Raw genomic sequence first — 23,888 nt, 5'->3', positions numbered from 1 at the left:
GCTTCACCCCTCCCCGGGCAGGCCCGGAACGTCCTCCAGCACGGAACGGGCCGACTCGTGCAGGTAACGGGCGGTCACCCGGATCGGTTTCCACGCCCACCCGCCGGTACGCCCGGCCAGATAGACCTGGCGCACCCCGCCCAGCTCGCCCAGCGGCGCGTGCGCCACACCGCGCCGGGTCGTGGCTGCCAGCCGCGGCACCACAGCCACGGCCAACCCGGCCGCCACCAGGTCCTCGATCAGGGCCAGGTTGTCGAGGCGGTGCACCAGGCGCGGGGTGAACCCGGCATCGGCGCACATGCGCTGGACCAGGGCGTCCTCGTCGCTCCGGAACGGGCTCGCGATCCAGGACGCGTCCGCGTGCTCGCGCAGGCGCCGCCGCGTCAACGTGCGGCTGTCGGCACCCGCCGAGGGCTGGGAGAGCAGCAACCCCTCCGTACCGATCGGGTGCACCGTCAGGGTCTCCGGAAAAATCCGGGGGAGCAGGCTGTACTGGTACACCACCCCGAGGTCGGCACCGCCCTCCTGCAACAGGTCCAGGGCCTGTTCCGACTCGTACTCGGTCAGATCGACCTCGATGCCGGGATGGTCCTCGCGCAGGCGCCGTACCGCGGGTAGCACCAGAGGTGCCGCACTGGTGTACATGACCAGGTGGACGCGGCCCACCGGCTCGCCCTCGCCCTCGAATTCGGCCCGGGCCACCTCCACCCGGGCCAGGATCTCCACCGCGTGCTCGGCCAGGCGCCGCCCCGCCGGGGTCAGCCGCACCCGCCGGCCGTCCGGGGCGATCAACGGGACCCCCGCCTCACGTTCGAGCACGGCGAAGTGTTTGGACACCGCCGAAGTACTCATCCCTGTGACCTCGGCCACCGCCGCCATCGTGCCCAGGCGCCCGAGCTCGACCAGCAGGCGCAGTCGGGTGAAATCCATCCACCGAAACTACATGATCTATCAACCAAAGCTCCCTGGACAGAAACGGAAGGCATGGATGCAATGGTCGGGTGATCCTCTCCTTCCTGTCCTCACCGAGCCGTGTCCGATTCGGGGTGCCGGCGCCCCTCATGCTGCTCATCGGCATGTTCGCCCTGCACACCGGCAGCGCGATGGCCGTGCACGCCTTCGACGCAGCAGCCCCCGCGACCGTCACCTGGATGCGACTGACCTGGGCCGCCCTGCTCCTGGCAGCCCTCGGCGGACCCTCGCTGTGGCGCGCGGTGCGTGCGGCGAGCCCGCGTGAGCTCGGTTCCGTGGTGATCCTGGGCACAGCGAGCGCGGGGATGATGCTCTTCTACTCCGAGGCAACGGCACGCATCGAACTCGGTACCGCCACCTCCATCGAGTTCCTCGGAACTCTCGTGGTCGCCGTCCTGGCCATGCGGCGCCGGCGCGAACTCGTCTGGATCGTCGCCGCCGTGGCCGGGGTCCTGTGCCTGACCCGCCCCTGGCAGGGCGAGCTCGACCTGGCCGGGATCGGTTTCGCCCTCGCCGGAGCCCTGTGCGTGGTCGGCTACATCGTCCTGACCCAGCGGGTGGGCGCCGGGTTCAGCGCCGTGCACGGCCTGGCCCTGTCCATGGTCGTCGGCGCCGCGGTCACCGCGCCCCTGGGCGCGCCGGGCGCGGTCATGGACCCGGACCCGCAGCTGATCGCTTTCACCCTGCTCATCGCGCTGCTGTTCCCGATGCTCCCGTTCCTGCTGGAGATGGTCGCCCTGCAGCGCATGAGCCGTACGGCCTTCAGTACCTTCTCCAGTCTCGAACCGGCCGTCGCCCTGATCATGGGTCTACTCCTCATCGGTCAGACCCCGGCCGTGATTCAGGTCATCGGCATGGCCCTGGTGGTGATCGCCGGGATCGGGGCTGCACGCGGAGACCGTTCCGACCGCCCCGCAGTGCGCAGCGTGGTCCGGCGCCGCGGTACCGGCACCGGGGCGGCGGCGCAGCACAGCGCCCCCGGTCCGGTCTGCTCCGAAACGGCTGAGGGGTACCCGCACACGCCCGTGCCTGCGTCCGAACCCGTTGGGGCCTCCCGCTGAGGCACCACCCACCCGCAGGCCCCAGCGGCTCGGACAACGCCGAGGCCCAGGCCTGCCGCACACTCGTGCGCCCCTCCCCAACGGCGTGCGGGGTTGGGCCCGTGACCATGGCCACATTCAGGTTGGCCGCGCCGCGGACCGCGCAACGCAGGACCGACCACCGTTCGCCCCGCACACCCGACGGTCCGACACCCATGCCCGGCCCGGGACCTGGCGCTTCCTCCCGCACACGGCACCCTCCCTCCGTCCGGCCCGATGCCGGGGAGGCCCCGCCCACCGCTGCCGGAACGGGAACTCGCCGTACCCCGCGCCGTTACTGATCACGCGTCCACATCCGCATGTACTAGCTTGGTGCGATCATGCCGTCCCCATCTGATCTCCAGCTCCTGCGCGCCCACGAACCAGTGCTCGTGTACACCAAGGGGGAACTGTTCTTCCCCACCGACGTGGAGCGCTACGTCCGCAACTGCAGCCTCTGGATCGAGGAACCCGACGGCGGCGAACGCCTCGTCGTGCCCGCCGGTGAACTCACCCTCGACCGGCTCTCCCGGGCCGAGGAGGAATGGCCGCGCAGCAGCAAGCACCTGCGGTTCGTGCAGGAGGACACGCTCCGCGAGGAGGCCCGCCGTTTCAAGGGCATCGCGCGATCGGTGATCCCCAAGAGCGGCCGCCTGGTCGCCGTCGGTGTCCTGGGCAGGGTCCTGGACATCCTCATGAAGCTCTCCCTGCTCGTGCGGGGGACCGTTCCCGGCGGTGTCACCTACGCCGCAGTCACCCGCTACCGCGAACGCCTCGACGACGGAGGGTCCCACTACTACGGCCGGGTCACCCGTGAGGGCGGCTACACCGTCCTGCAGTACTGGTTCTTCTACGCGATGAACGACTGGCGCACCATCTACGGCGGCGTCAACGACCACGAGGCCGACTGGGAGCGTGTGAGCGTCCACCTCGTCGAGGACCCCGACGGCACCACCCGTCCTGCCTGGGTGGGCGCCTCCTCGCACGAATACCAGGGAGACGACCTGCGTCGTAGCTGGAACGACCCCGGCCTGCACCGCAAGGGTCTCCACCCCCGCATCTACGTCGGCGCCGGCTCCCACTCGCACCAGATGCTGCCGGGCGACTACCTCATCCAGGTCGACCCCTCCTTCCTGCGCGGGCTCGTACGCGCCTGGCGCCGTCTCACCCAGCGCCTCTTCCGGGCCGACAGCGCCATCAACCGCCACGGCATCGGGGTGCCCTTCGTCGACTACGCCCGCGGTGACGGCGTCGAGATCGGCCCCGGCGGCGACCGGGAGTGGAGCGCCGTCCTCGTCGACGACGAGACCCCCTGGATCCGGGGCTACCGCGGCCTGTGGGGGCGCGACACCGGTGACTTCTTCGACGGTGAGCGTGCACCCAGCGGCCCCCGCTACGAACGCGACGGCACCGTCCGCCGCTCCTGGGCCGACCCCCTGGCCTGGGTCGGGCTGCAGAAGGTCGCCCCCACGGAGGAGGCCGCCCGCACCCAACTGCGCGCTCACATCGAGGACCTGGACCGCAGAATCGAGGAACTGGAGGCCGACATCCTCCGCCGGCGCGACGAGATGCGCCGCCTCGACTCCGCGCGGATGGTCCTGGCCCGCGAGGCGCACTCCCGGCCGCTCTCGCGCGAGTACGACGAAAAACTGGAGGAGATGGAGGCCGAGCACGCCCGCCTCTGCGAACGCCAGGCTCTGACCTGCGACGAACGCGAGTCCCACCTGCGGGCGCTGGAGTCGGACACCCCGCTGGAGCCCGATCCCACCGGCCATCTCAAGAGCCCGCACATGCCCTACGCCTCGGGCGAGCAGCGCCACAACCGGTTCCAGTACCTGTGGGTGGCGCTGAGTACCCCGCTGCTGCTGGTGTCGCTGGCACTGACGCTGTTCCTGCTCGACGGCCAGTGGACCTTCTACGCGATGGTCGGTGTCATCCTCCTCTTCGCCGCCGTCGACGCCGTCGCACGCCGCAGGTTCCGCCAGTACCTGGTCGGCATGGCGGTCGTGGCGGTGGTCCTCGGTGTCGTCGCCGGGGTGGTGGCCGCCTTCGTCGCGAACTGGCGCATCGCCGTCACCGTGCCCGTCGGCATCGTCGTCGTGGTGCTGCTGGTGGTCAACGTCCGCGACCTCTTCCGGCGTTGACCGCGCCGGGCCGGGCCGCTCGGCCCGGCCCGGCGGAACACACCGGACCTACCCTGGAGGCATGGACGAGCCGTTGTTCGGGGCGCCGCCGGTGACCGTGGCACCCGGGGCCGTGCACGTGCCCGGGTGGCTCGACGCCCCCACCCAGCGCAGTCTCCTCGGACACTGCCGCGAGTGGGCACGCGGCCCGGCGGGAACACGCCACCACACCATGCCGCGCGGTGGCCGTATGAGTGTGTCGATGACCAGCCTGGGCTGGTTCTGGCGGCCCTACTCCTACAGCGACCGCCTGCCCGAGGGCGCGCCCGTCCAGCCCTTCCCCGACATGCTGGGGGAGCTGGCCGACCGGGCCCTGGCCGCAGCCCTGGGCCGTCCCACCGCGGGGGAGGACCCGCCCTACGACATCGCCCTGATCAACTTCTACGACGCCCACGCGCGCATGGGGATGCACCAGGACAAGGACGAGCACGCCGACATGCCCGTGGTCTCCCTCAGCCTCGGCGACACCTGCGTGTTCCGCTTCGGCAACACCGAGACCCGCACCCGCCCCTACACCGACGTGCAGCTGCGCAGCGGCGACCTCTTCGTCTTCGGCGGCCCCGCGCGCATGGCCTACCACGGGGTCCCCCGCACCTTCCCGGACACCGCTCCTTCCTGGCTCGACCTCCGCGGACGTCTCAACATCACCCTGCGGGCCCTGGGGAGCCCCTGAAGCACCGGCCGGCGTGTCGGCCCCCGGCGATCCGTTCACGCACGGGTGAAGATCGAGCTGTCACGAGTCGATCCACCGGGGAGCCGAAGATGTCCGAACCCGCGCCGGAACGCACCATGGCCGTGGGCCCCAGGAGCACCGCAACGCCCTCCGGGGACGTTCCCGGGCAAGTGCGCACGTTCCTGTACCGGGACGGCCTCCGGGAACGGGAGACCGACACCGTCCAGGAGGCCCACAGAGAGGTCGCCGCCGACCCCGGCCTCATGGTGTGGGTGGAGATGAAGGCACCCAACAGCACCCAGCTCACCGAACTCGCCCGCACTTTCGGGCTGCCGGCTCTTGCGCTGGAGGACACGATCGTGGCCCATCAGCGTCCCAAGGCCGAGACCTACGGCGATGTGCTGTACCTCGTGCTGCGCCCCGCCGAGTACGACGAGGTGTACGAGCGGATCGGGATCGGCGAGGTGCACCTGTTCGCCTCGGAGAACGTCGCTGTCACCATCGGCCACACCGAGCACATCGACCTGGAGAACGTGCGTCAACGCGTGGAATCGGAGCCGCGCATCCTCCGGCAGGGCACACTCGCGGTGGTCCACGGCGTCCTCGACGCCGTCGTGGACGCCTACGCACCCGCCGTCTCCGCACTGCAGCAGGACATCGACGAGCTCGAGACCCAGGTCTTCGACGGTGACCCCCAGGCCACCGGACGTGTCTACCGGCTCACCCGGGAGGTCATCCTCCTGCAGCGGGCCGTGGACCCCCTCGGGCCGGTGCTGCAGGAGCTCATGGCGTCCCCGGAACATTCCGGTCCGGACCGGCCCGACCGCCCGCGGACACACGGTCCCGACCCCGATCGCGTCCTCCTGCACCACCACATGCGCGATGTCGCCGACCACGTGACGGCCGCGCGCGAACACGTGGACGGGTTCCGCCAACTGCTGGAGGACATCATGTCGGTCAACAACTCCCTCATCGACCAGGACCGGAACGAGGCGATGAAGAAGATCTCCTCCTGGGGCGGCATCCTCGTCGTGCCGGCCCTGATCGCCTCCTTCTACGGCATGAACAACGCCCCGGAGGACGCCGTCCACTGGGTGTTCAGCTGGCCGGTGACCCTGGTGATCATGGTGTTGTCCGCCGTGGCCCTGTACGGGGTCTTCCGCCGTTACGACTGGCTCTGAGGCCGTGCGGGGCCTTCGGCACCGGACCGCGGACGCAGCGGAAGGGTCCGTGCCGGGCAACGTGTGCTCCACGTGGAGGGGAGCCCGGTCGTGCTGCTGCGGGGCCGGCGTCCTGCTCGCGGCCGCTTCAGGCGTGGCGCCGGGCCACACCTCCGAACGCGCCCACCACGGCGCCCAGGGCGAACATGGAGGCCTCGTCCTCGCCCAAGTGCACGATCCCGGCAGGCACCCGGACCCGGTAGGGCTTGTCCTCGCGGGTGAGGATCTCCAGGCCGTCGATGATCCCTTGCCCCTCCAGCATCAGGAGGGCCTCTTCGACCCTGCCCCTGCGGTCACCGCGTGACCAGATCGACGACATCTGCCAACTCTCATTCAGGCTCCTGGGCCGGGGACCTCCGGTCACCCGAACGACACGAGGGCCGCGTCATCCCAGACATACCACCGCTGTGGTCGGCGCACCCGGGCTCTGGCCCTTCTTGCCGCACAGTGGCCGGAAACGGTCACGGCAGACCTACCGGAGGGTCTCGGAGGCCGCTTCGGCCCTCTCCTGCCGTGGGTCCGGTGCGTGCGGCCGGTTCCTCCGGCGGCAGGGCCGCGCGGTGGCCGTCCTGGAGACTGTGACCGTGCTCTCGGGGTGTGCGGGGTGGGGAGCGGGTTGTCCCCACGGCCTCGCGGGTGCATCCTGGCGACGCTCTCCGGACCGGTGGGGCTGGGTGGAGTGCGTGACCGTCATCGAGTGAAGGAGGCCGACACCGATGACCTCGCCGCGGCCGCCGCCCATCGCTCTGTGAACCCGTACCTTCGGCCCCGGCCCCTTCAGCGTGAGGGTCCGTCCCGCCCCAGCCGCGCCAACGAGCCCCGACCCTGACCTGCGAACCCGATCGGACCGGCCGACCGGGCCGCAGGCGCCACCGGGGCGGCCCCCGCCGCCCCGGCCGTGCCGAGCGGCCCGGGTCGGCAGCGGCCCGTGCAGTCGTGAGGGAGAAAGGAACCCGTGCAGCCGCGAGGGAGTCGAATCGGGCTAAAAGGATCTACGTCGTAAAAGTGAACCTCGTGGCGCGAGATATGCACCACATGGACCCCGGAAAACGCTCCCGCCCTCCCGGCCCGGTTCCGTAAGGTGGGAGCCGCGCCCCACGTACGTGGGCCGTGCGGGGCACAGGACGGGTGCCCCGGGCCGGAAGACCGGCGTACACGGGGCCGTGTGCGGGTACCGGGGCGCCCCGGTACCCGTCACCACCTCTGTCAGCGGGTCTTGATGACCGCGGGCAGGAGACCGGTGATGATCATCATGCTCAGGCTCACGACCATGAGCACGAATCCGATGGTTCCGAGCATTGCTGGGTGTCCTCACCTTCGCTTGTGGCCGTCACCGACAGCCGCGCGGGGCGGCTGCCCGTTCCGGCGCCGCCCCGGAACCGGAGCGGCCTCTACCTCTACGCGCTCACCTTATCCCGGCCACCGCGGGCACCCTCGGCGGGTGCCCGCCGCGACCTGCGTGGTCACCGCCACGTCCGTGTAGGGGTCGCACCGGCCGCCGCTTGGCCCGGAAGGCCTCCACCGGGCCACACCTGAGGGTTTCCCGGCCGCTGCACAGGAACCGCGCGCGACGCGAGGCGCGGGCACCACCCGCCCCTCAGGGCGGGTCGCAATCCCCGTCGTTCACGGCGGGAGGACGTCAACTCTTGTCCGGGAGCCCTCCGGGGCCGTATGACTGGTCGGCGACCGCCACGCCCGGCCCGGCCGGGCCCGACCCCGAGAGAGACAGGCAGTGCCCCTTCACCCCACCCGCCCCGAGATCGACACCACCGTCCCCCACAACGCCCGCATCTGGAACCACTGGTTGGGCGGCAAGGACAACTACCCCGTCGACCGGGAGCTCGGCGAGCAGATCCGGGCCTTCTTCCCCGAGATCGTCGACAACGCCTTGGCCGACCGGGCCTTCCTGGTCCGTGCCGTCACCCATCTGGTCCGAGAGGAGGGCATCGACCAGTTCCTGGACATCGGCACCGGCCTGCCCACCCACAACAACACCCACGAGGTCGCCCAGTTCCTGGACCCGCGTGCCCGAGTGGTCTACACCGACAACGACCCTCTCGTGCTGGCCCACGCGCGCGCCCTGCTGGTGGGCACCGAGGAAGGGCGCACCGACTACGTCGACGCCGACCTGACCGACCCGGACACCATCCTGGAAGCGGCCGCGTGCACGCTCGACCTGGAGCGGCCGGTGGCCCTGATGCTGTTGGGCGTGCTCAACTTCGTCGGTGAGGACGCCGTGGTCCGCGACATCATGGACCGGCTCCTGGACGCGCTGGCCCCGGGCAGTTTCCTGGTGATCGCCCACCCCACCGACGAGATCGACCACGAGCGCGCCCACGAGGTCGCCGAGGCGTGGAACGAGCGCGGCACACCTCTGTTGACCATGCGTTCGGCCGAGCGTGTGCGCTCCTTCTTCAGGGGGCTGCCGATGCTGGAGCCGGGGCTGGTCTCCTGCTCCCTGTGGCGCCCCGAGGCCACCGAGGTCGGTACCGTCCGCCCCGTCGCCGAGTACGGGGGTGTGGCCCGCAAGGGCTGAGCCCGGAGGGTGCCGGGTCCGCCGGCCGGGTCCGCCGGGAAGGGCCGTGCCGGCGGACCCGTGTGCAGGGGTGGTCAGTCCTGACGCCGGTCGATGATGCGTCGGAACTTGCCGACAGAGCGTTCGATGCCCTCGGGGTCGACGACGTCGACGGTGACGCTCACACCGACCCTGTCCTTCACGGTGGCGACGATCTCCTTGCTCAGGCTCACGCGTCGGTCGGCCGTGCAGTCCGGGGTGGCCTCCACGCGTACGGACATGCGGTCCAGGCGTCCGTCCTTGGTGAGTACGAGTTGGAAGTGCGGGGCGAGCCCGTCCAGGTCCAGGATGATCTCCTCGATCTGTGTGGGGAAGACGTTGACCCCGCGCAGGATGATCATGTCGTCGCTGCGGCCGGTGACCTTGTCCATGCGGCGCATGGGGCGGGCGGTGCCCGGGCGCAGAGTGGTCAGGTCGCGGGTGCGGTAGCGGATGACGGGCATGGCCTGTTTGGTCAGGGAGGTCAGGGCCAGTTCGCCGTTCTGTCCGTCGGGCAGGACGTCGTGGCTGAGGGGGTCGAGGACCTCGGGGTAGAAGTGGTCCTCCCAGATGTGGAGCCCGTCCTTGGTCTCGACGCACTCGTTGGCCACGCCCGGGCCCATGACTTCGGAGAGGCCGTAGATGTCGACCGCGTGGAGGTCGAAGCGTTCCTCGATCTCGCGCCGCATCTGCTCGGTCCAGGGTTCGGCCCCGAAGATGCCGGTCCGGAGTGAGGTCGTGCGCGGGTCGATGCCCTGGCGTTCGAACTCGTCCAGCAGGGTCAGCATGTAGCTGGGTGTGATCATGATGATCTCGGGGCGGAAGTCCTGGATGAGCTGGACCTGTTTGGCGGTCTGGCCGCCGGAGGCGGGGATGACGGTGCATCCCAGTTTCTCGGCACCGTAGTGGGCTCCGAGTCCGCCGGTGAAGAGGCCGTAACCGTAGGAGACGTGCACTTTGTGGCCGGGGCGGCCGCCGGCGGCGCGTATCGAGCGGGCCACGACGCTCGCCCAGGTGTCGATGTCGTCCTCGGTGTAACCGACCACGGTGGGGCGGCCCGTGGTTCCGCTGGAGGCGTGGATGCGGCTGACATGTTCCTGGGGGACCGCGAGCATGCCGAAGGGGTAGGTGTCGCGCAGGTCGTCCTTGGTGGTGTGGGGGAAGTGCCGCAGGTCCTCCAGGCTCCTGAGGTCCTCGGGCCGTACGCCGGCCTCGTCGAACTTGCGCTTGTACAGCGGCACGTTCTCGTAGGCGTGTTCGAGGGTCCACTGCAGGCGGGCGAGCTGTGTTGCGCGCAGCTCGTCGACACTCATGCGCTCGGCCGGGTCGAGTTCCCGGGGCTCCGGCGCCCGGCCGAGACGCTGGGGAAGGGCAGTGCCGGCCGGCTGCGGGCTCGTGTCGTGGATTGCCATGGGCCTCTCCGGGTACTGAGCGCGGTTCCACCGCCAGGCCGGGCGCCTGGGAGGGGCGGCGGGTGGCCCGCGCGGGGTGGACGCGGTCCGTCCGAGGGGGACCGACTTGCTTACTGACCGACCGTTCGGTTACTAATGCATTTATTCAGTCTCCGTTCGGCCGTGTCAAGGAGCAGTGTCGATGTGTTCACAGGCAAGGGTGGTGCAGGCCGCCCCGGCGCGTGGGAGGGCCAGTGCGGGCAGGGGGCGATCGGCCGGCCGGGGCCGGGACGCCGTACTTGTGGTGGGCGCGTGTGAGTGAGCGCTTGCAGACCCTGGACGTGGACCGGGGTGAGGACCGCGTGGTTGTGGAGCTGCACCGGCCCGAGGCCCGCAACGCCATCAACGGCCGCATGATCGAGGAACTGCACCAGGTGTGCGCCGAGATCGAGTCCGCCCCCAGGCCCCTGCTGCTGACCGGGCACGGAACCGTCTTCGCCGGGGGCGCCGACATCGCCGAGTTGCGTGCCCGCGGCCGCGAGGAAGCCCTGGCCGGGATCAACAGCCGCCTGTTCGAACGGCTGCACCGTCTGCGTGCGCCCACCGTGGCGGCGGTGGACGGGTTCGCCCTGGGCGGCGGCGCCGAGCTGGCCTACGCGTGTGACATCCGGATCGCCACACCCACGGCCGTCTTCGCCCAACCCGAGCCGGGCCTGGGCATCATCGCCGGTGCCGGTGCGTGCTGGCGTCTGCGGGAGCTGGTCGGTGTCTCGGTCGCCAAGCAGGTGCTGCTGGGCGGCTATCAGCTCGACGCGGACGCGGCCCTGCGCCACGGGTTGGTCGCCGAGGTCGTGTCCTCCGAGGGGTTGCGCGAGCGCGCCCACGCGCTGTTGGACCGTATGGCCGGGAGTTCGCCCCAGGCCCTGCGTCTGACCAAGGCGGTCGTGGACGCGGACGGCCCCCACCCGTTGGCCGACGACCTGACGCAGGCGGTGCTGTTCGAGAGCGCCGACAAGCACGAGCGGATGAGCCGTTTCCTGGAGAGGAACAAGCGTTGAGCAGCACCGAGCAACCGGTCCCCGGAACCGTCGCCGTCGTCGGCGGGGGCACCATGGGGGCCGGTATCGTCCAGCAGTTCCTCACCGCGGGGGCCCGGGTGGTGTTGGTGGAGGTCTCCGAGGAGGCTGCCGCGGCCGGGCGCGAGCGTGTGGTGGCGGGTCTGGGCAAGGCCCGTGACCGCGGCAAGCTCGAGGGCGTGCCCGAGGATTATCTGGCTGCCCTGACCGTGGTGGCGTCGGTCGGGCAGATCCCTGCGGGGGCGGAGCTGGTGGTGGAGGCCGTGCCGGAGAGGCCCGAACTCAAGATCGCCGTGCTCACCGCTGCCGAGGCGGCCGTGGGGGAGGGGGCGGTCCTGGCCTCCAACACCAGTTCGCTGTCGGTGACCGATCTGGCGGCGGCGCTCGAGCGTCCCGCACGGTTCCTGGGTACTCATTTCTTCAACCCGGTGCCCGCTTCCAAGCTTGTGGAGGTGGTCACCGCGCCCGAGACCGATCCGGTGGTGCTGGAGTCGGTGCGCGGTTGGGTCGGTGCCTTGGGCAAGACCGAGGTCGTGGTGCGTGATGCTCCTGGTTTCGCCACCAGTCGTCTCGGTGTGGCCCTGGGGTTGGAGGCGATCCGGATGGTCGAGGAGGGTGTTGCCTCTCCGGCCGACATCGACACCGCGATGGAGCTGGGGTACCGCCATCCGATGGGTCCGCTCGCGTTGACCGACCTGGTGGGGTTGGACGTGCGTATGGCCATCGCCGAGCACTTGGCGGGGCAGTTGGGGGACCGGTTCGCTCCGCCCGAACTCCTGCGCCGTAAGGTCGCCGAGGGAGAGCTCGGCCGTAAGAGCGGTCAGGGTTTCCACGAGTGGGATCGAGGAGTGAGAGCGTGAGTGAGCAGAAGGCGGCGGAGTTCGTCGAGGCCGACGGTCTGGCCACGGTGCGGCTCAACAGGCCGGCCCTGACCCGTGAGGTCAAGGAGGAGCTGCTGGGTGTGCTGCGGCAGGCCGCTGAGTCCACGACCGCCCGTGCGGTGCTCGTGGTGGGTTCGGACAAGGCCTTCTGTGTGGGGCAGGATCTGGCCGAGCACGCCACGGTCCTGGAGCAGGCTCCCGAGCAGGCCCTGACGACGGTGCGTGAGCACTACAACCCCATCGTGCAGGCCTTCGAGAACATTCAGGTCCCGGTGGTGGTCGGTATCGGCGGTGCCTGTGTGGGTGCGGGGCTGGGTTTTGCCTTGGCCGGGGACGTGCGGGTGGCCGCGCGCCGGGCCAAGTTCGGTACCGCTTTCACCGGTATCGGGTTGGCCTCGGACTCGGGGCTGGCGACGCGCTTGGTGCGTGCGTTGGGCAGTGCCCGGGCCATGGAGATGATGTTGCTGGGTACGACGCTTGCGGCCGAGCGTGCTCTGGAGTTGGGGCTGGTCACCGAGGTCGTGGACGACGGTGCCTGGGAGGAGCGGGCCCGTGAGTTGGCCTCGACCCTGGCGGCGGGCCCCACCAGTGCGTTCGTTGCGGCCAAGCGTCAGGTGCGTTCGGCATCCGAGGGCGGCCGCGATCTTGCCGAGCTGCTGGAGGAGGAGGCCGATCTCCAGAACCAGCTGGGTATGACCGGTGACCACGCCGGAGCGGTCTCCTCGTTCCTGAACAAGGAGAAGCCGGTCTTCTCCGGGGACTGATGCAGGGCCCGCTGCGCGGGCCGTTCCTGCACGTGCGGATCCGGGGTCCGGGGGCTTGCGTCGGGCGCCCGGGTCCGGAGATACTAATTACTGACCGAACGTTCGGTTATGAATGGGGACGGAGAACCATGACAACCACGGCCCGGGAAGCGCCCCCAGAAGCAGGCCGGGACCTGCAAGCGGACTTCGACACCAAGGTCGCCGCCAAGCAGCGCATCGAACCCCGAGACTGGATGCCGGAGGGCTACCGCAAGACCCTGGTGCGCCAGATCGCCCAGCACGCCCACTCCGAGATCATCGGCATGCAGCCCGAGGGCGACTGGATCGCGAGCGCGCCGAGCCTGCGCCGCAAGGCCATCCTGCTGGCCAAGGTCCAGGACGAGGCCGGCCACGGCCTGTACCTGTACGCCGCGGCGGAGACGCTCGGCGTGGACCGGGCCGAGCTCACCGAGCGGCTGATCGAGGGGCGCCAGAAGTACTCCTCGATCTTCAACTACCCCTCCCTGACCTACGCCGACGTCGGTGTCATCGGCTGGCTCGTGGACGGGGCCGCCATCTGCAACCAGGTGCCGCTGTGCCGTACCTCCTTCGGGCCCTACGCCCGCGCCATGGTGCGGATCTGCAAGGAGGAGTCCTTCCACCAGCGCCAGGGCTACGAACTGCTCATGCGCATGATGGAGGGCACCGAGAGCCAGCGCAGGACGGTCCAGGAGGCCGTGGACCGCTGGTGGTGGCCCTCGCTGATGATGTTCGGCCCGCCCGATGCCGATTCGCCCAACACCCGGCAGTCGCTGGAGTGGGGCATCAAGATCGACACCAACGACGCCCTGCGGCGGAAGTTCGTCGACATGACCGTGCCCCAGGCCGACAAGCTCGGTGTCACGCTGCCCGACCCCGAACTCGTCTGGAACCGGGACAGCGGCCAGTACGACTTCGGTGAGCCCGACTGGGAGGAGTTCAAGCAGGTCGTGTCCGGCAACGGCCCCCGAAACGGGGAGCGTGTGGACCGCCGGCGCGCCGCGCACGAGAAGGGCGCGTGGGTCCGGGAGGCCGCCGCAGCCTACGCGAACAAGCACCGCAAGGACCAGGAGGTGGCCGTATGAGCTCCGACGACAAGCCCGGTCCCGTCCGGCCCGAATGGCCGCTCTACGAGGTCTTCGTCCGAGGGAAGCGCGGCCTGAACCACGTGCACGTGGGCTCCCTGCACGCCCCGGACGAACAGATGGCGCTGCACAACGCCCGCAACCTGTACACGCGCCGCAACGAGGGCGTCAGTATCTGGGTGGTGCGCGCAGAGGACATCACCGCCTCCAGCCCGGACGAGAAGGACCCCTTCTTCGAGCCGAGCGGTGACAAGGTCTACCGCCATCCCACCTTCTACCCCATCCCCGAGGACGTCCCCCACATCTAGGGACGGGCGCATGCGGCGGGACGCGCACGCAGGGGACCGCAGAGGCATTGAGGAACGACATTGAGTGGCGAGAACATCTTCACCGGGATGGTCGAGGAGCACGAGAGCGACCAGCGCTGGGCCTTCGGTACCGGTTTCACCGATGCGCTGGCGGGCGTGGACACCACCTTGCCCGAGGGGGTGGACGGTGGGGCATTGGCGCAGTACTGCCAGATGCTCGGCGACGACGCCCTGGTCCAGGCCCAGCGCCTGAGCCAGTGGGTCACCGACGCGCCCGAGCTGGAGGAGGAGGTGGCTCTGGCCAACATCGCGCTCGACCTGATCGGCCAGGCCCGGCTGCTGTTGGCCCGTGCCGGACAGGCGGACGGCACCGGCCGGGACGAGGACGCCTTCGCCTACCGGCGTGCGGCCGCCCAGTTCCGCAACGTGCGTCTGGCCGCGGCACCCCGGGGTGACTTCGCCCGCGCGATCGTGACCCTGCTGGCCCTGTCCAGCTGGCGTCTGGCCCTGATGAGCCGACTGAGCCGGAGCCGTGACCCGGTCCTGGCCGCGATCGCCGCCAAGGCCGTCAACGAACTGGCCTACCACCGCGAGTACGCGGTCTCCTGGGCCCTGCGCCTGGGGGACGGCACCGAGTACTCCCACGAGCGCATGGTCGAGGCGGTGGCTCGGGTGTGGCCCGACACCGGGGAGCTCTTCGCCACCCACCCCGTGGAGGCCCGCATGGCCGAGCTCGGTGTGGGGGTGGATCCGGGGTCGTTGAGCACCGAGGTGCACGATGTACTCGCGCAGGTGCTCGGTGCCGCCACCCTGGAAACGCCCACCGCTCTGCCCGAGCCGGTCCTGGCCGGACGCAGCGGTGACCACGGTCCCGAGCTCGCCCCTCTGGTGCACCAGATGCAGGAAGTGGCACGAGCACACCCGGAGGCGACATGGTGAGCACGCTGACCGACCACGACCGTGCCCGCACGGCCGCCGCGGCGGTGACCGACCCCGAACTGCCCATGCTGACCCTCCAGGACCTGGGCATCCTGAGGCAGGTCCGGATCGAGCAGGACGGCACAGTCGCGGTGTGGATCACGCCCACCTACTCGGGTTGTCCGGCGCTGGCCGAGATGCGGGCGGATGTGGACCGTGCCGTGCGGGCGGCCGGCTTCGAGCAGGTCGAGGTGCGCACGGCGCTGTCACCGGCCTGGAGTTCTGACTGGATCACCGAGCAGGGGCGCCGCAAGCTGGCCGAGCACGGCATCTCCCCGCCCGGGCAGGCCCCGGCCCGCCCCAACGGTCCTGTTCCGTTGACGCTCCTGCCCACCAGGACCGTTCCGTGCTGTCCCCTGTGCGGGTCCGCCGAGACCGAGGAGCTGTCCCGTTTCGGTGCGACCTCGTGCAAGGCCTTGCACCGCTGCCGCAGCTGCCTCGAACCGTTCGAGCACGTCAAGGAGATCTGACCGTGTCCACAACCGTGACCGAAGCGCCCGTCCGCAGCCGGGGCGCCTTCCACCGGCTGCGTGTGGCCGACGTCGAGCGCCTGTGCGAGGACGCCGTCGCGGTCACCTTCGATGTGCCCGACCACCTCGCCGAGTTCTACGCCTTCGCCCCGGGCCAGTCCCTGACCCTGCGCCGGGAGGTCGGGGGCGTGCAGGAGCGGCGCAGCTACTCCGTCTGCGCGCCCGTGGGCGGGGCGCCCCGGGTGGGTGTGCGCCTGGTCCCCGGGGGGTTGTTCTCCACCTGGCTGGTCGAGCAGGTGCGGCCCGGTGACGAGATCGAGGTGGGTGCGCCCACCGGCCGGTTCACCCCCGACCTGGACCGGTCGGGCCGGCACGTGCTCGTGGCTGCCGGATCCGGTATCACCCCGGTGTTGTCGATGGCTTCCTCGCTGCTGGCGCGTACCGGTTCGACGGTGACGCTGCTGTACGGCAACCGCCGCAGCGCCTCGGTGATGTTCGCCGACGAGTTGGCCGATCTCAAGGACCGCTACGGTGCCCGCCTGGAGCTGGTCCATGTACTCTCCCGTGAGCCGCGCGAGTCGGAGCTGTTCACCGGCCGGCTCGACGCCGAGAAGCTGGACCGTTTGTTGGACACGGTGGTGGCGGCCGACGCCGTGGACCAGTGGTGGCTGTGCGGCCCCTACGGCATGGTCACCGACGCCCAGCAGGTGTTGGCCCGGCACGGGGTCGAGGGCGAGCGCGTCCACCAGGAGCTGTTCTTCGTGGAGGGGGCCGAGCCGCCGCCCCAGGCCCGCCATGAGGAACCCGGGGTCGAAGGGCCCTCCACCGAGGTCACCGTCGTGCTGGACGGCCGGTCCAACACCATGACCCTGCCGCAGGGGGTGCCGGTGCTGGACTCGGCCCAGCGGTACCGTCCCGACCTGCCCTTCGCCTGCAAGGGCGGGGTGTGCGGTACCTGCCGGGTCCGGGTGTGCGAGGGCGAGGTGCAGATGCGCCGCAACTACGCCCTGACCCCGGCCGAGGTCGAGGCGGGGTACGCGTTGGCCTGCCAGTCGTTGCCCCAGACCGACGAGCTCACGGTCGACTTCGATTCCTGAGCCCCTCCGGTGTTGGGTCCCGCAGGGGCTCGGCCACAGGGGTTCTGGACCGGTTCCGCCCGGAACGGGCGAGTTCGAGGAAGGAGAAGGGCGCCCCTGCCGGGGCGGGGTGCCCGACCCGCACATGAGTGTCACCGACCCCCCGCAAGGGGAGAACGAGACCGCCCGCCGCATGTTCGAGGCCGATCGTGCCTCCAAGAACCTGGGCATGCGGCTGGTGGAGGCCGGTCACGGCACCGCGGTCGTGGAGATGACCGTGGGTGCGCTCATGGTCAACGGCCACGGTATCGCGCACGGTGGTTTCATCTTCAGCCTGGCCGACACCGCTTTCGCCTGTGCCTGCAACGTCGACGGGCGCGGGGTCACCGTGGCCTCGGGCGCGGACGTGACCTTCGTGTCCCCGGCCGAGGAGGGCGACGTGCTGGTGGCCACGGCCACCGAACGTGTGGTCCGCGGGCGCAGCGGGGTCTACGACGTGACCGTGCGCCGGGGTGGGGACGTGGTCGCCGAGTTCCGTGGCCGCAGCCGCACTCTGCCTCCGCGCGGTTAGGGGCGCGGCCCCGTCCACAAGTGGCCAGTGGCCGCAACGGTGTTGTCGTCTCTGCCCGGCTCGGTGACGGTGGAGTGATGAACGCCGGACCTCCCCTCGCCCCGACCTTCGAGCTGCCCCCGAACTCGGCCCTCCGGAGAGCGGGGACCCACGCGTCGTGGGCCCCTACCGTCTGGTGGGACGGCTCGGCGCCGGCGGCATGGGAGCCGTCTACGGCGGGCTCGACGAGCGCGGACCGTTCACCCTGATCGACTTCCACGAGCAGACCTGACGGGGTGCAAACAAAAGAGGTCCGGGGGCGCGACGGTGTCGCGTCCCCGGACATAGCTGTGGCCCGCGTCCCCCAACGCGGGCCACAGCGGGCGCGGCCAGGGTGCACTGAGTGCGGTCTGGCCGCTGGGAAGGCGAATGCGGCTTTCAGGTCGTGTCGGAAACCCCCATTACCGACACGCGCGCTCGCATCCGCGCATGGTTTGTGGTGGAAGGCTTCGAGGGCTCTGAAGGGTCTGGGGTTTTCGGTCTCGAGGCGCTTCACCTGGATCAACGCCTCTTATGACTGTGGTGTTCCCGCTGTCGGTACTGATTTTTCGTCCTGGCCGTTAAAAACCCGGTGAGGAATGGGCAATGGCCGGGCCCAAGGGGCGGGTGCGACGTGTGCGGGGGTGGGGTCGTTGTGGCCGAAACCCCTGCCACATGGGGCTTGTGGGGTGTGGGGGGCGGTTCTGTGCGTGGGAGGTGGGTGGTGCAGGACACCTGTGGGGGAGGGGCACCTCACCGGGCCGGTGTGGGGGAGATGGAGGGGCGGTGGCGGCGGTGGGTGCGGCTGTTCCTGCTTCCTGTGGCGGCGGGGTGCGGGTGCCCGGGGTCGGCCTCGGTGCCGCTGGTGCGGTCGGTGGTGGTGCGGCGGTGCCGGACCAGGTGGTCCAAGACTTCGGGTAGGGCCTGGGCCAGGCGGACTGGGGCGCGGTCCGGGGAGGGAGCGTCGGCGGGGTCGTTGGGGGCCATGGTGGTGCGGGCGCGGGGCGCCCTCCTCCTCGTCGGTGCGTGTTCGGCCCGAGGCCGCGGTGGCCGGGCTGTGTCGTACTCCACCCGGGATAGCACGCGCCGGTGACATTCTGTGGGTACGGAGTGCGGCCTGTGGACGAACGCCGTTCGGCCGGGCGGGAATGCGCGTGGGGGCCCGTTGGTTATTCATAGTATCTTCTGAGGAAGCTAATTCTGTGGAAGCAAAATGGGAGCGGTCATGCAGTTCGGAATCTTCTCGGTCAGTGACGTCACCCCGGATCCGACCACGGGGCGCACCCCCACCGAGGGGGAACGCATCAAGGCGATGGTGCGCATCGCCCTGAAGGCCGAAGAGGTCGGGCTGGACGCCTTCGCCACCGGTGAGCACCACAACCCACCGTTCGTGGCCTCCTCGCCCACGACAATGCTGGGATACATCGCCGCGCAGACCGAGAGGCTGCAGCTGTCCACGTCCACGACCCTGATCACCACCAATGACCCGGTCAAGATCGCCGAGGACTTCGCCATGCTTCAGCACCTGGCCGACGGCCGGGCGGACGTGATGATGGGCCGCGGCAACACCGGGCCCGTCTACCCCTGGTTCGGCTACGACATCCGCGAGGGCGTCAACCTGGCCCTGGAGCACTACAACCTGCTGCACCGGCTCTGGCGCGAGGACGTCGTCGACTGGCAGGGCAAGTTCCGTACCCCGCTGCAGGGCTTCACCTCCACCCCGCGCCCGCTCGACGGCGTGCCGCCCTTCGTCTGGCACGGCTCGATCCGCACCCCGGAGATCGCCGAGCAGGCCGCCTTCTACGGTGACGGGTTCTTCCACAACAACATCTTCTGGCCGGCCACCCACACCCGTAAGCTCATCTCCCTGTACCGGCGCCGCTACGAGTACTACGGCCACGGCAAGGCGGACCAGGCGATCGTCGGGCTAGGCGGGCAGGTCTTCATGCGCAAGAACTCCCAGGACGCCGTCGAGGAGTTCCGTCCCTACTTCGACAACGCGCCGGTCTACGGCGGTGGCCCCTCCCTGGAGGAGTTCACCCGCGAGACCCCGCTGACCGTCGGCAGCCCGCAGGAGGTCATCGACCGTACCCTCGGTTTCCGGGAGATGTTCGGCGACTACCAGCGCCAGCTCTTCCTCATGGACCACGCCGGACTGCCGCTCAAGACCGTGCTGGAACAGCTCGACATCCTCGGTGAGGAGGTCGTGCCCGTGCTCCGCAAGGAGTTCGCCGCCAAGAAGCCCGCCCACGTGCCCGACGCGCCCACCCATGCCTCGCGCGTGGCCGCGAAGCAGGCCGCAGGGCAGCAGGAGGAACAGGAATGAGTACTCGCAGCATCGTCGCCGTCAGTGCGGGAATGAGCAGCCCGTCCTCGACCCGGCTGCTGACCGACCGCCTCACCCAGGCCACCAAGAAGGCGCTGTCCGAGCACGGCGAACAGGTACAGACCCGTGTGGTGGAGCTGCGCGAGCTGGCCCACGACGTCATGAACGCCATGACCACCCGAGTTCCCACCGGTGAACTGCGCGGCGTGCTGGAGGACCTGTCCGCCGCCGACGGCCTCATCGCCGTCACCCCGGTCTTCAACGCCTCCTACAGCGGGCTGTTCAAGTCCTTCTTCGACATCGTCGAACCCGAGGACCTGGACGGTATGCCCGTACTCGCGGGAGCCACCGGTGGCAGCCCGCGCCACTCCCTGGTGCTGGAGCACGCCCTGCGGCCCATGTTCTCCTACACTCGCTCGGTGGTCGTGCCCACCGGTGTGTACGCGGCCTCCGAGGACTGGGGTTCGGGTGAGGGCGGCGGCCGTGAACTGGGCGAGCGCATCGACCGGGCCGCACGCCAGCTCGCGATGCTGGCCACCGAACGCGCGCCCCGTGGAGCCGACCCCTTCGAGGAGCCCACGCCCTTCGCCGACCTGATGTCGGGGCTGGGCCGCTGAGGCGCCGCGAAGAACGTGCCGGGCGCGCTGCTCCCCGCGCCCGGCACCCCCTGCCCCACCGCTGGGGCGACCGGACCGCACAGAACCGAACGCCGTTCGTTAATGTTGCACCATGGACGCCACGCGCATCTACGCCAATGCCCAGAACCGCCTGCTCGGCCTGGCCGGAGAACTCACCGGCGAGCAGGCCGACAGCCCCGTCCCGGCCCTGCCCGAGTGGACGGTCACCCAGACCTACGCCCACCTGGCCGGGATCTGTGCCGACGTGCTCAGTGAAACCCTGACCCCGCCGGCCACCGACGCGATCACCGCACGCCAGGTCGCCGAACGCGCACACCTGGGGCTGGGGGAGATCTGCCAGGAGTGGAAGGCCGCCACCCCCGCTTTTCTCGAGCTGCTCTCCACGCAGCAGCGCACCCGTTACCGGCTTCCCGTGGTCGACATCTGGCACCACGAGAACGACCTGCGGGGCGCGCTCGGGAAGGCTCCCCAGGTGGAGGATGCCGAGCAGCTCGCCGACTTCACCATCGGCGGCCTGGCCAAGCAGTGGAGTCCCGAACTGCCCTCGGTCCGGGTGGCCGCCACCGACGCCGACCGGGTCTGGAACCTCGGCCAGGGCCAGGAGCTGCACTGGAACGGTCCGGTCTTCGAACTCGTCCGGGCCGTGATGGGGCGCCGCAGCCGTGCTCGGATGTTCGGGATGGACTGGAAGGGCGACCCGTCCTCCGTGGTGGAGCATCTGTCCGTGATGTCGATCCCCGAACGTGACCTGCGTGTGTGAACCGCAACCACACTTTTGCCGTAATCGCAAGAGAAATTGCGGGCTGGGTGCGGGTGCGGGTGCGTGCACTGTGGACCCGTGTTCGTCCGCCGATACGTGACCGGCGGGCCACAGACGACGGGGAGTGCTCCATGTCCGACGCAGCTTACGACCGTCAGTATTGGGAAGGCCGCTACGCAGGCCACGGAGGGGGCCACCATGGGACAGAGGCGCCCGGCGCAGGGGGAGCCCGTCCCAACCCGCAGCTGACCGCCGAGACCGCCGCCCTGGCCCCCGGCACCGCTCTGGACGCCGGCTGCGGTACCGGCACCGACGCGCTCTGGTTGGCCGAGAGGAGATGGCGCGTCACAGCCGTCGACATCGCCGAGAAGGCCCTGGGAACCGCCCGCTCCCGGGCCGAGGCACTCGGCGGCTCCGCCGCCGACCGGGTGCGGTGGCAGCGCGAGGACCTGACCACCTGGGAACCACGGGTCGGCGGCTACGACCTCGTGTACTCCCACTACGTGCACGCCGACGCCCCTTATGCCGATCTGTACCGGCGCTTGGCCGCGGCCGTGGCCCCGGGCGGGACCCTGCTCGTGGTCGGCCACCACCCGCAGGACCGACACGGGCACGCCCCGCACTCCGACCACCACGAGACCCACCTGACCGCCCAGGAGGTCGCCGACCTGCTCGACCCGCAGGAGTGGGAGGTGTGCACCGCCGAGATGCGCGCACGCACCGCCACCGTGCACGGCGGGGGCGAGGTCACCCTGCACGATGCTGTCCTGCGTGCCCGACGGCGGGCCTAGGTTTCGTCCTCGTGCGGGCATGGCGGGTCCGTGCGGGCCCGGGGGACAGGAGGGAGCTCGCCGGTGCCGGGGCGTGCGCCCTTCCCGTGCCTCACCGCACCCGAGGCCTCACTCGGGCCGGTAGGGGATCCGGTCGATGGCGCGCACCTCGCCCAGAGTCGACCATTCGTTGCGGCCCAGGCGCGCGAGCGGACGCAACAGCTCCACGTCCGGATGGCCGTCCCCGGTCAGCACCGCCTCGTCCACGGTGATGTTGACGACCCGGCCGAAGACCACGGTGGAGTTGCCCAGACGCAGCGTCGAGTACAGCTCGCACTCCAGCGCGGCCGGCGAGTCGGCCACGCGGGGCGGCCCCACCAGGCTGCTGGCCCCGCGCTGCACGCCCAGCTCGTCGAACTCGCTCAGGTGCGCCGGGTACGCGGTCCCGCTGGCGTTGATGTGGTCCTGCAACCGTTCCGGGGCCAGGTTCACCACGAATTCGCCGGTCTCCTCGACGTTGACCAGGGAGTCCTTGCGTTCCACCGACGTGAACTGCACGATCGGCGGTTCGACGCACGCGATGGTGAAGAAGGAGTGCGGGGCCAGGTTGTCGACGCCCTCGGCGGAGGTCGTCGAGACCCAGGCGATCGGTCGGGGGACCACCACGGCCGTCATGAGCTTGTAGAAGCCACGGCCGGGCAGGTCCTTCGGGGTCCATTCTGTACGCATCATTGTCCATTGTCCCGTGTGCGGGACCCTGACCCGGGCATACTCGCCGAATGGATCTTGTCACCGCCGACGACGTGCGTGCCGCCGCCACCCGGATCGCCGGACTGGTGGTGCGTACCCCGCTGACCACGGGGCCCGGCGCCGACGCCGGTTTCTGTCTCAAGCCCGAGAGCCTGCAACCCACCGGTGCCTTCAAGCTGCGCGGGGCCGGCAACGCGGTGGCCCTGCTCAGCCCGGACCGACGCGCCAACGGGGTGGTCACCCACTCCTCGGGCAACCACGGTCTGGCGCTGGCGCGGGCCGCCCGCGCTCAGGGGACCTCCTGCACGGTGGTGGTGCCCGAGAGCGCCCCGACGGTGAAGGTGGACCGTATCCGCGAGACCGGGGCCCGTGTCGAGCTCGTTCCGGTGGAGGAGCGTCTTGCCAGGGCGCGCCAGCTGGAGGAGGAGCAGGGGTTGGCCCTGGTGCCGCCCTTCGACGACCCGAACGTGATCGCCGGGCAGGGCACCGTCGGGTCGGAGATCCTGGAACAGTCCCCGGACGTGGAGACGATCGTGGTTCCTGTCGGTGGGGGAGGGCTGGCCTCGGGGGTGGCCACCGCCGCACAGGCCGTTCCCGGGGTCCGGGTGGTGGGTGTGGAACCGGAACTGGCCGCCGACGCGGCCGAGAGCCTGCGCCTGGGGCGCCGTGTCACCTGGCCGGACGAGTCCACCGGGCGCACCATGGCCGACGGGGTGCGTACCGGGCTGTCGGAGCGTACCTATGAGCACCTGAGGGCCCGTTCGGGAGGTGTCGTCACCGTCACCGAGGACGAGATCGCCCACGCCGTCAGGGTGCTGGCGTGCCAGGCCCGTCTGGTGGCCGAGCCCAGTGGTGCGCTGGCGGCCGCCGCGATCCTGGCCGGCCGGGTTCCCGGCGATCCAGCGCGTCCCGAGGCCACGGTCGCGGTCGTCTCCGGCGGCAACGTGGACCCGGCCCTGTTCGCCCGGCTGATCGCCGCTGCATGAGCGCTGCCTGCACCCGGGCACCGCGCGGGTGGAGCGGTCAGAGGTTGCTGGGCCCGCGTCCGTTGGAGGACACGGCGCCGGTGGGGGCCTGGGCGGCCAGTTCCTCGGTTTGCTGCAGGCTGCCGGGCAGCTGCGCGGCGGGTTCGTCCGGTTGCGCTGCTGCCTGCTCGGGCGGTGTGGCGGCGCGGTCCTCGCGGCGGCGCATGGCCATGTCGGAGAGGAGAGCCGCGCCGAAGGCGATGACCAGCACGGTGATGACCGCGAGAACGGTGAGTGCGGTGCCGATGGAGGTGGGGTCGATCATGAGGGGCTCCGGGAGTGGGGTTGGCGCCTTCGCCCCT

25 protein-coding genes are annotated in these 23,888 nt (G+C 70.5%); 19 read left to right on the top strand and 6 right to left on the bottom strand.

Annotated features, from left to right (window positions below):
• Positions 1-3: 3 nt before the first annotated feature.
• Complete coding sequence (locus tag D456_RS0102955) at positions 4-930, bottom strand: LysR family transcriptional regulator (protein WP_017574661.1); 927 nt, start codon at positions 928-930, stop codon at positions 4-6.
• A gap of 71 nt (positions 931-1,001) precedes the next feature.
• Here D456_RS0102955 and D456_RS0102950 point away from each other — a divergent pair, with 71 nt between their 5' ends.
• The 4 genes from D456_RS0102950 (at position 1,002) to D456_RS0102935 (ending at position 6,088) form a co-directional block, all read left to right on the top strand.
• A complete protein-coding gene (locus tag D456_RS0102950; protein ID WP_017574660.1) occupies positions 1,002-2,033 on the top strand; it encodes an EamA family transporter in 1,032 nt (343 codons plus the stop codon).
• A gap of 359 nt (positions 2,034-2,392) precedes the next feature.
• Complete coding sequence (locus tag D456_RS0102945; protein WP_026115521.1) at positions 2,393-4,195, top strand: hypothetical protein; 1,803 nt, start codon at positions 2,393-2,395, stop codon at positions 4,193-4,195.
• Between the two features lie 61 nt (positions 4,196-4,256).
• On the top strand, positions 4,257-4,907 hold the full coding sequence (locus D456_RS0102940; protein WP_017574658.1) for an alpha-ketoglutarate-dependent dioxygenase AlkB family protein: 651 nt from the start codon (positions 4,257-4,259) through the stop codon (positions 4,905-4,907).
• 89 nt (positions 4,908-4,996) lie between these two features.
• Entirely contained in the window at positions 4,997-6,088 is a 1,092-nt protein-coding gene (locus D456_RS0102935) for a magnesium and cobalt transport protein CorA (RefSeq protein WP_017574657.1), read from the top strand.
• Between the two features lie 127 nt (positions 6,089-6,215).
• Here D456_RS0102935 and D456_RS0102930 read toward each other — a convergent pair whose 3' ends face one another.
• Complete coding sequence (locus D456_RS0102930; protein ID WP_017574656.1) at positions 6,216-6,446, bottom strand: hypothetical protein; 231 nt, start codon at positions 6,444-6,446, stop codon at positions 6,216-6,218.
• 1,413 nt (positions 6,447-7,859) lie between these two features.
• Here D456_RS0102930 and D456_RS0102920 point away from each other — a divergent pair.
• A complete protein-coding gene (locus D456_RS0102920; RefSeq protein WP_017574654.1) occupies positions 7,860-8,663 on the top strand; it encodes an SAM-dependent methyltransferase in 804 nt (267 codons plus the stop codon).
• A gap of 74 nt (positions 8,664-8,737) precedes the next feature.
• Here the strand turns inward: D456_RS0102920 and paaK are convergent, their stop codons facing one another.
• Positions 8,738-10,093 carry a phenylacetate--CoA ligase PaaK gene (paaK, locus tag D456_RS0102915; protein ID WP_017574653.1) on the bottom strand — a complete coding sequence of 452 codons (1,356 nt, stop codon included), beginning with the start codon at positions 10,091-10,093 and terminating at the stop codon, positions 8,738-8,740.
• Between the two features lie 293 nt (positions 10,094-10,386).
• On the opposite strand from paaK, the gene D456_RS0102910 reads away from it, so the two are divergent.
• From D456_RS0102910 to paaI, 9 genes are all read left to right on the top strand, one after another.
• Positions 10,387-11,130 (top strand): enoyl-CoA hydratase/isomerase family protein, encoded by a 744-nt coding sequence (locus tag D456_RS0102910; RefSeq protein WP_017574652.1) that lies wholly within the window; start codon positions 10,387-10,389, stop codon positions 11,128-11,130.
• Entirely contained in the window at positions 11,127-12,008 is an 882-nt protein-coding gene (locus tag D456_RS0102905; protein WP_017574651.1) for a 3-hydroxyacyl-CoA dehydrogenase family protein, read from the top strand. The genes D456_RS0102910 and D456_RS0102905 overlap by 4 nt, the downstream gene beginning before the upstream one ends.
• The gene (locus D456_RS0102900; protein ID WP_017574650.1) at positions 12,005-12,793 is read left to right on the top strand and encodes an enoyl-CoA hydratase/isomerase family protein; all 789 of its coding nucleotides are present in this window, start codon (positions 12,005-12,007) and stop codon (positions 12,791-12,793) included. The genes D456_RS0102905 and D456_RS0102900 overlap by 4 nt, the downstream gene beginning before the upstream one ends.
• 128 nt (positions 12,794-12,921) lie before the next feature.
• On the top strand, positions 12,922-13,896 hold the full coding sequence (paaA, locus tag D456_RS0102895) for a 1,2-phenylacetyl-CoA epoxidase subunit PaaA (RefSeq protein ID WP_017574649.1): 975 nt from the start codon (positions 12,922-12,924) through the stop codon (positions 13,894-13,896).
• Complete coding sequence (paaB, locus tag D456_RS0102890; protein ID WP_017574648.1) at positions 13,893-14,204, top strand: 1,2-phenylacetyl-CoA epoxidase subunit PaaB; 312 nt, start codon at positions 13,893-13,895, stop codon at positions 14,202-14,204. The genes paaA and paaB overlap by 4 nt, the downstream gene beginning before the upstream one ends.
• A 60-nt stretch (positions 14,205-14,264) precedes the next feature.
• Positions 14,265-15,143, top strand: coding sequence for a 1,2-phenylacetyl-CoA epoxidase subunit PaaC (gene paaC, locus D456_RS0102885; RefSeq protein ID WP_017574647.1), 879 nt, complete (start codon positions 14,265-14,267; stop codon positions 15,141-15,143).
• The gene (gene paaD, locus D456_RS0102880; protein ID WP_017574646.1) at positions 15,137-15,652 is read left to right on the top strand and encodes a 1,2-phenylacetyl-CoA epoxidase subunit PaaD; all 516 of its coding nucleotides are present in this window, start codon (positions 15,137-15,139) and stop codon (positions 15,650-15,652) included. The genes paaC and paaD overlap by 7 nt, the downstream gene beginning before the upstream one ends.
• 2 nt (positions 15,653-15,654) lie before the next feature.
• Entirely contained in the window at positions 15,655-16,749 is a 1,095-nt protein-coding gene (paaE, locus tag D456_RS0102875) for a 1,2-phenylacetyl-CoA epoxidase subunit PaaE (protein WP_026115519.1), read from the top strand.
• A gap of 124 nt (positions 16,750-16,873) precedes the next feature.
• On the top strand, positions 16,874-17,299 hold the full coding sequence (paaI, locus tag D456_RS0102870) for a hydroxyphenylacetyl-CoA thioesterase PaaI (RefSeq protein WP_026115518.1): 426 nt from the start codon (positions 16,874-16,876) through the stop codon (positions 17,297-17,299).
• Positions 17,300-18,070: 771 nt separating this feature from the next.
• Here the strand turns inward: paaI and D456_RS0102860 are convergent.
• Positions 18,071-18,304, bottom strand: coding sequence for a hypothetical protein (locus D456_RS0102860; protein ID WP_017574642.1), 234 nt, complete (start codon positions 18,302-18,304; stop codon positions 18,071-18,073).
• 238 nt (positions 18,305-18,542) lie between these two features.
• Between D456_RS0102860 and D456_RS0102855 the strand changes: the two genes are divergently transcribed.
• From D456_RS0102855 to D456_RS0102840, 4 genes are all read left to right on the top strand, one after another.
• Positions 18,543-19,643, top strand: a complete 1,101-nt coding sequence (locus D456_RS0102855) for an LLM class flavin-dependent oxidoreductase (protein WP_026115517.1) — start codon at positions 18,543-18,545, stop codon at positions 19,641-19,643.
• Positions 19,640-20,260: an FMN reductase gene (locus tag D456_RS0102850; protein WP_017574640.1), complete on the top strand. Its 621-nt coding sequence runs from the start codon at positions 19,640-19,642 to the stop codon at positions 20,258-20,260. Before D456_RS0102855 ends, D456_RS0102850 begins: the two co-directional genes overlap by 4 nt.
• A 112-nt stretch (positions 20,261-20,372) precedes the next feature.
• On the top strand, positions 20,373-21,041 hold the full coding sequence (locus D456_RS0102845) for a maleylpyruvate isomerase N-terminal domain-containing protein (RefSeq protein ID WP_017574639.1): 669 nt from the start codon (positions 20,373-20,375) through the stop codon (positions 21,039-21,041).
• 131 nt (positions 21,042-21,172) lie between these two features.
• A complete protein-coding gene (locus D456_RS0102840) occupies positions 21,173-21,832 on the top strand; it encodes a class I SAM-dependent methyltransferase (protein WP_017574638.1) in 660 nt (219 codons plus the stop codon).
• A 108-nt stretch (positions 21,833-21,940) separates the two neighbouring features.
• On the opposite strand, the gene D456_RS0102835 is transcribed toward D456_RS0102840, so the two are convergent.
• Positions 21,941-22,540, bottom strand: coding sequence for a flavin reductase family protein (locus D456_RS0102835; protein ID WP_026115516.1), 600 nt, complete (start codon positions 22,538-22,540; stop codon positions 21,941-21,943).
• 50 nt (positions 22,541-22,590) lie between these two features.
• On the opposite strand from D456_RS0102835, the gene D456_RS0102830 reads away from it, so the two are divergent.
• On the top strand, positions 22,591-23,547 hold the full coding sequence (locus D456_RS0102830; RefSeq protein WP_017574636.1) for a threonine ammonia-lyase: 957 nt from the start codon (positions 22,591-22,593) through the stop codon (positions 23,545-23,547).
• Positions 23,548-23,584: 37 nt separating this feature from the next.
• On the opposite strand, the gene D456_RS0102825 is transcribed toward D456_RS0102830, so the two are convergent.
• The gene (locus D456_RS0102825) at positions 23,585-23,851 is read right to left on the bottom strand and encodes a hypothetical protein (RefSeq protein WP_017574635.1); all 267 of its coding nucleotides are present in this window, start codon (positions 23,849-23,851) and stop codon (positions 23,585-23,587) included.
• Between the last annotated feature and the right edge of the window lie 37 nt (positions 23,852-23,888).

Origin of the sequence: Nocardiopsis kunsanensis DSM 44524, assembly GCF_000340965.1 — a bacterium.
Classification (GTDB): Bacteria; Actinomycetota; Actinomycetes; order Streptosporangiales; family Streptosporangiaceae; genus Nocardiopsis; species Nocardiopsis kunsanensis.
The sequence above is the reverse complement of the archived record's forward strand: the minus strand, read 5'-3'. Positions and strand labels throughout refer to the sequence as shown.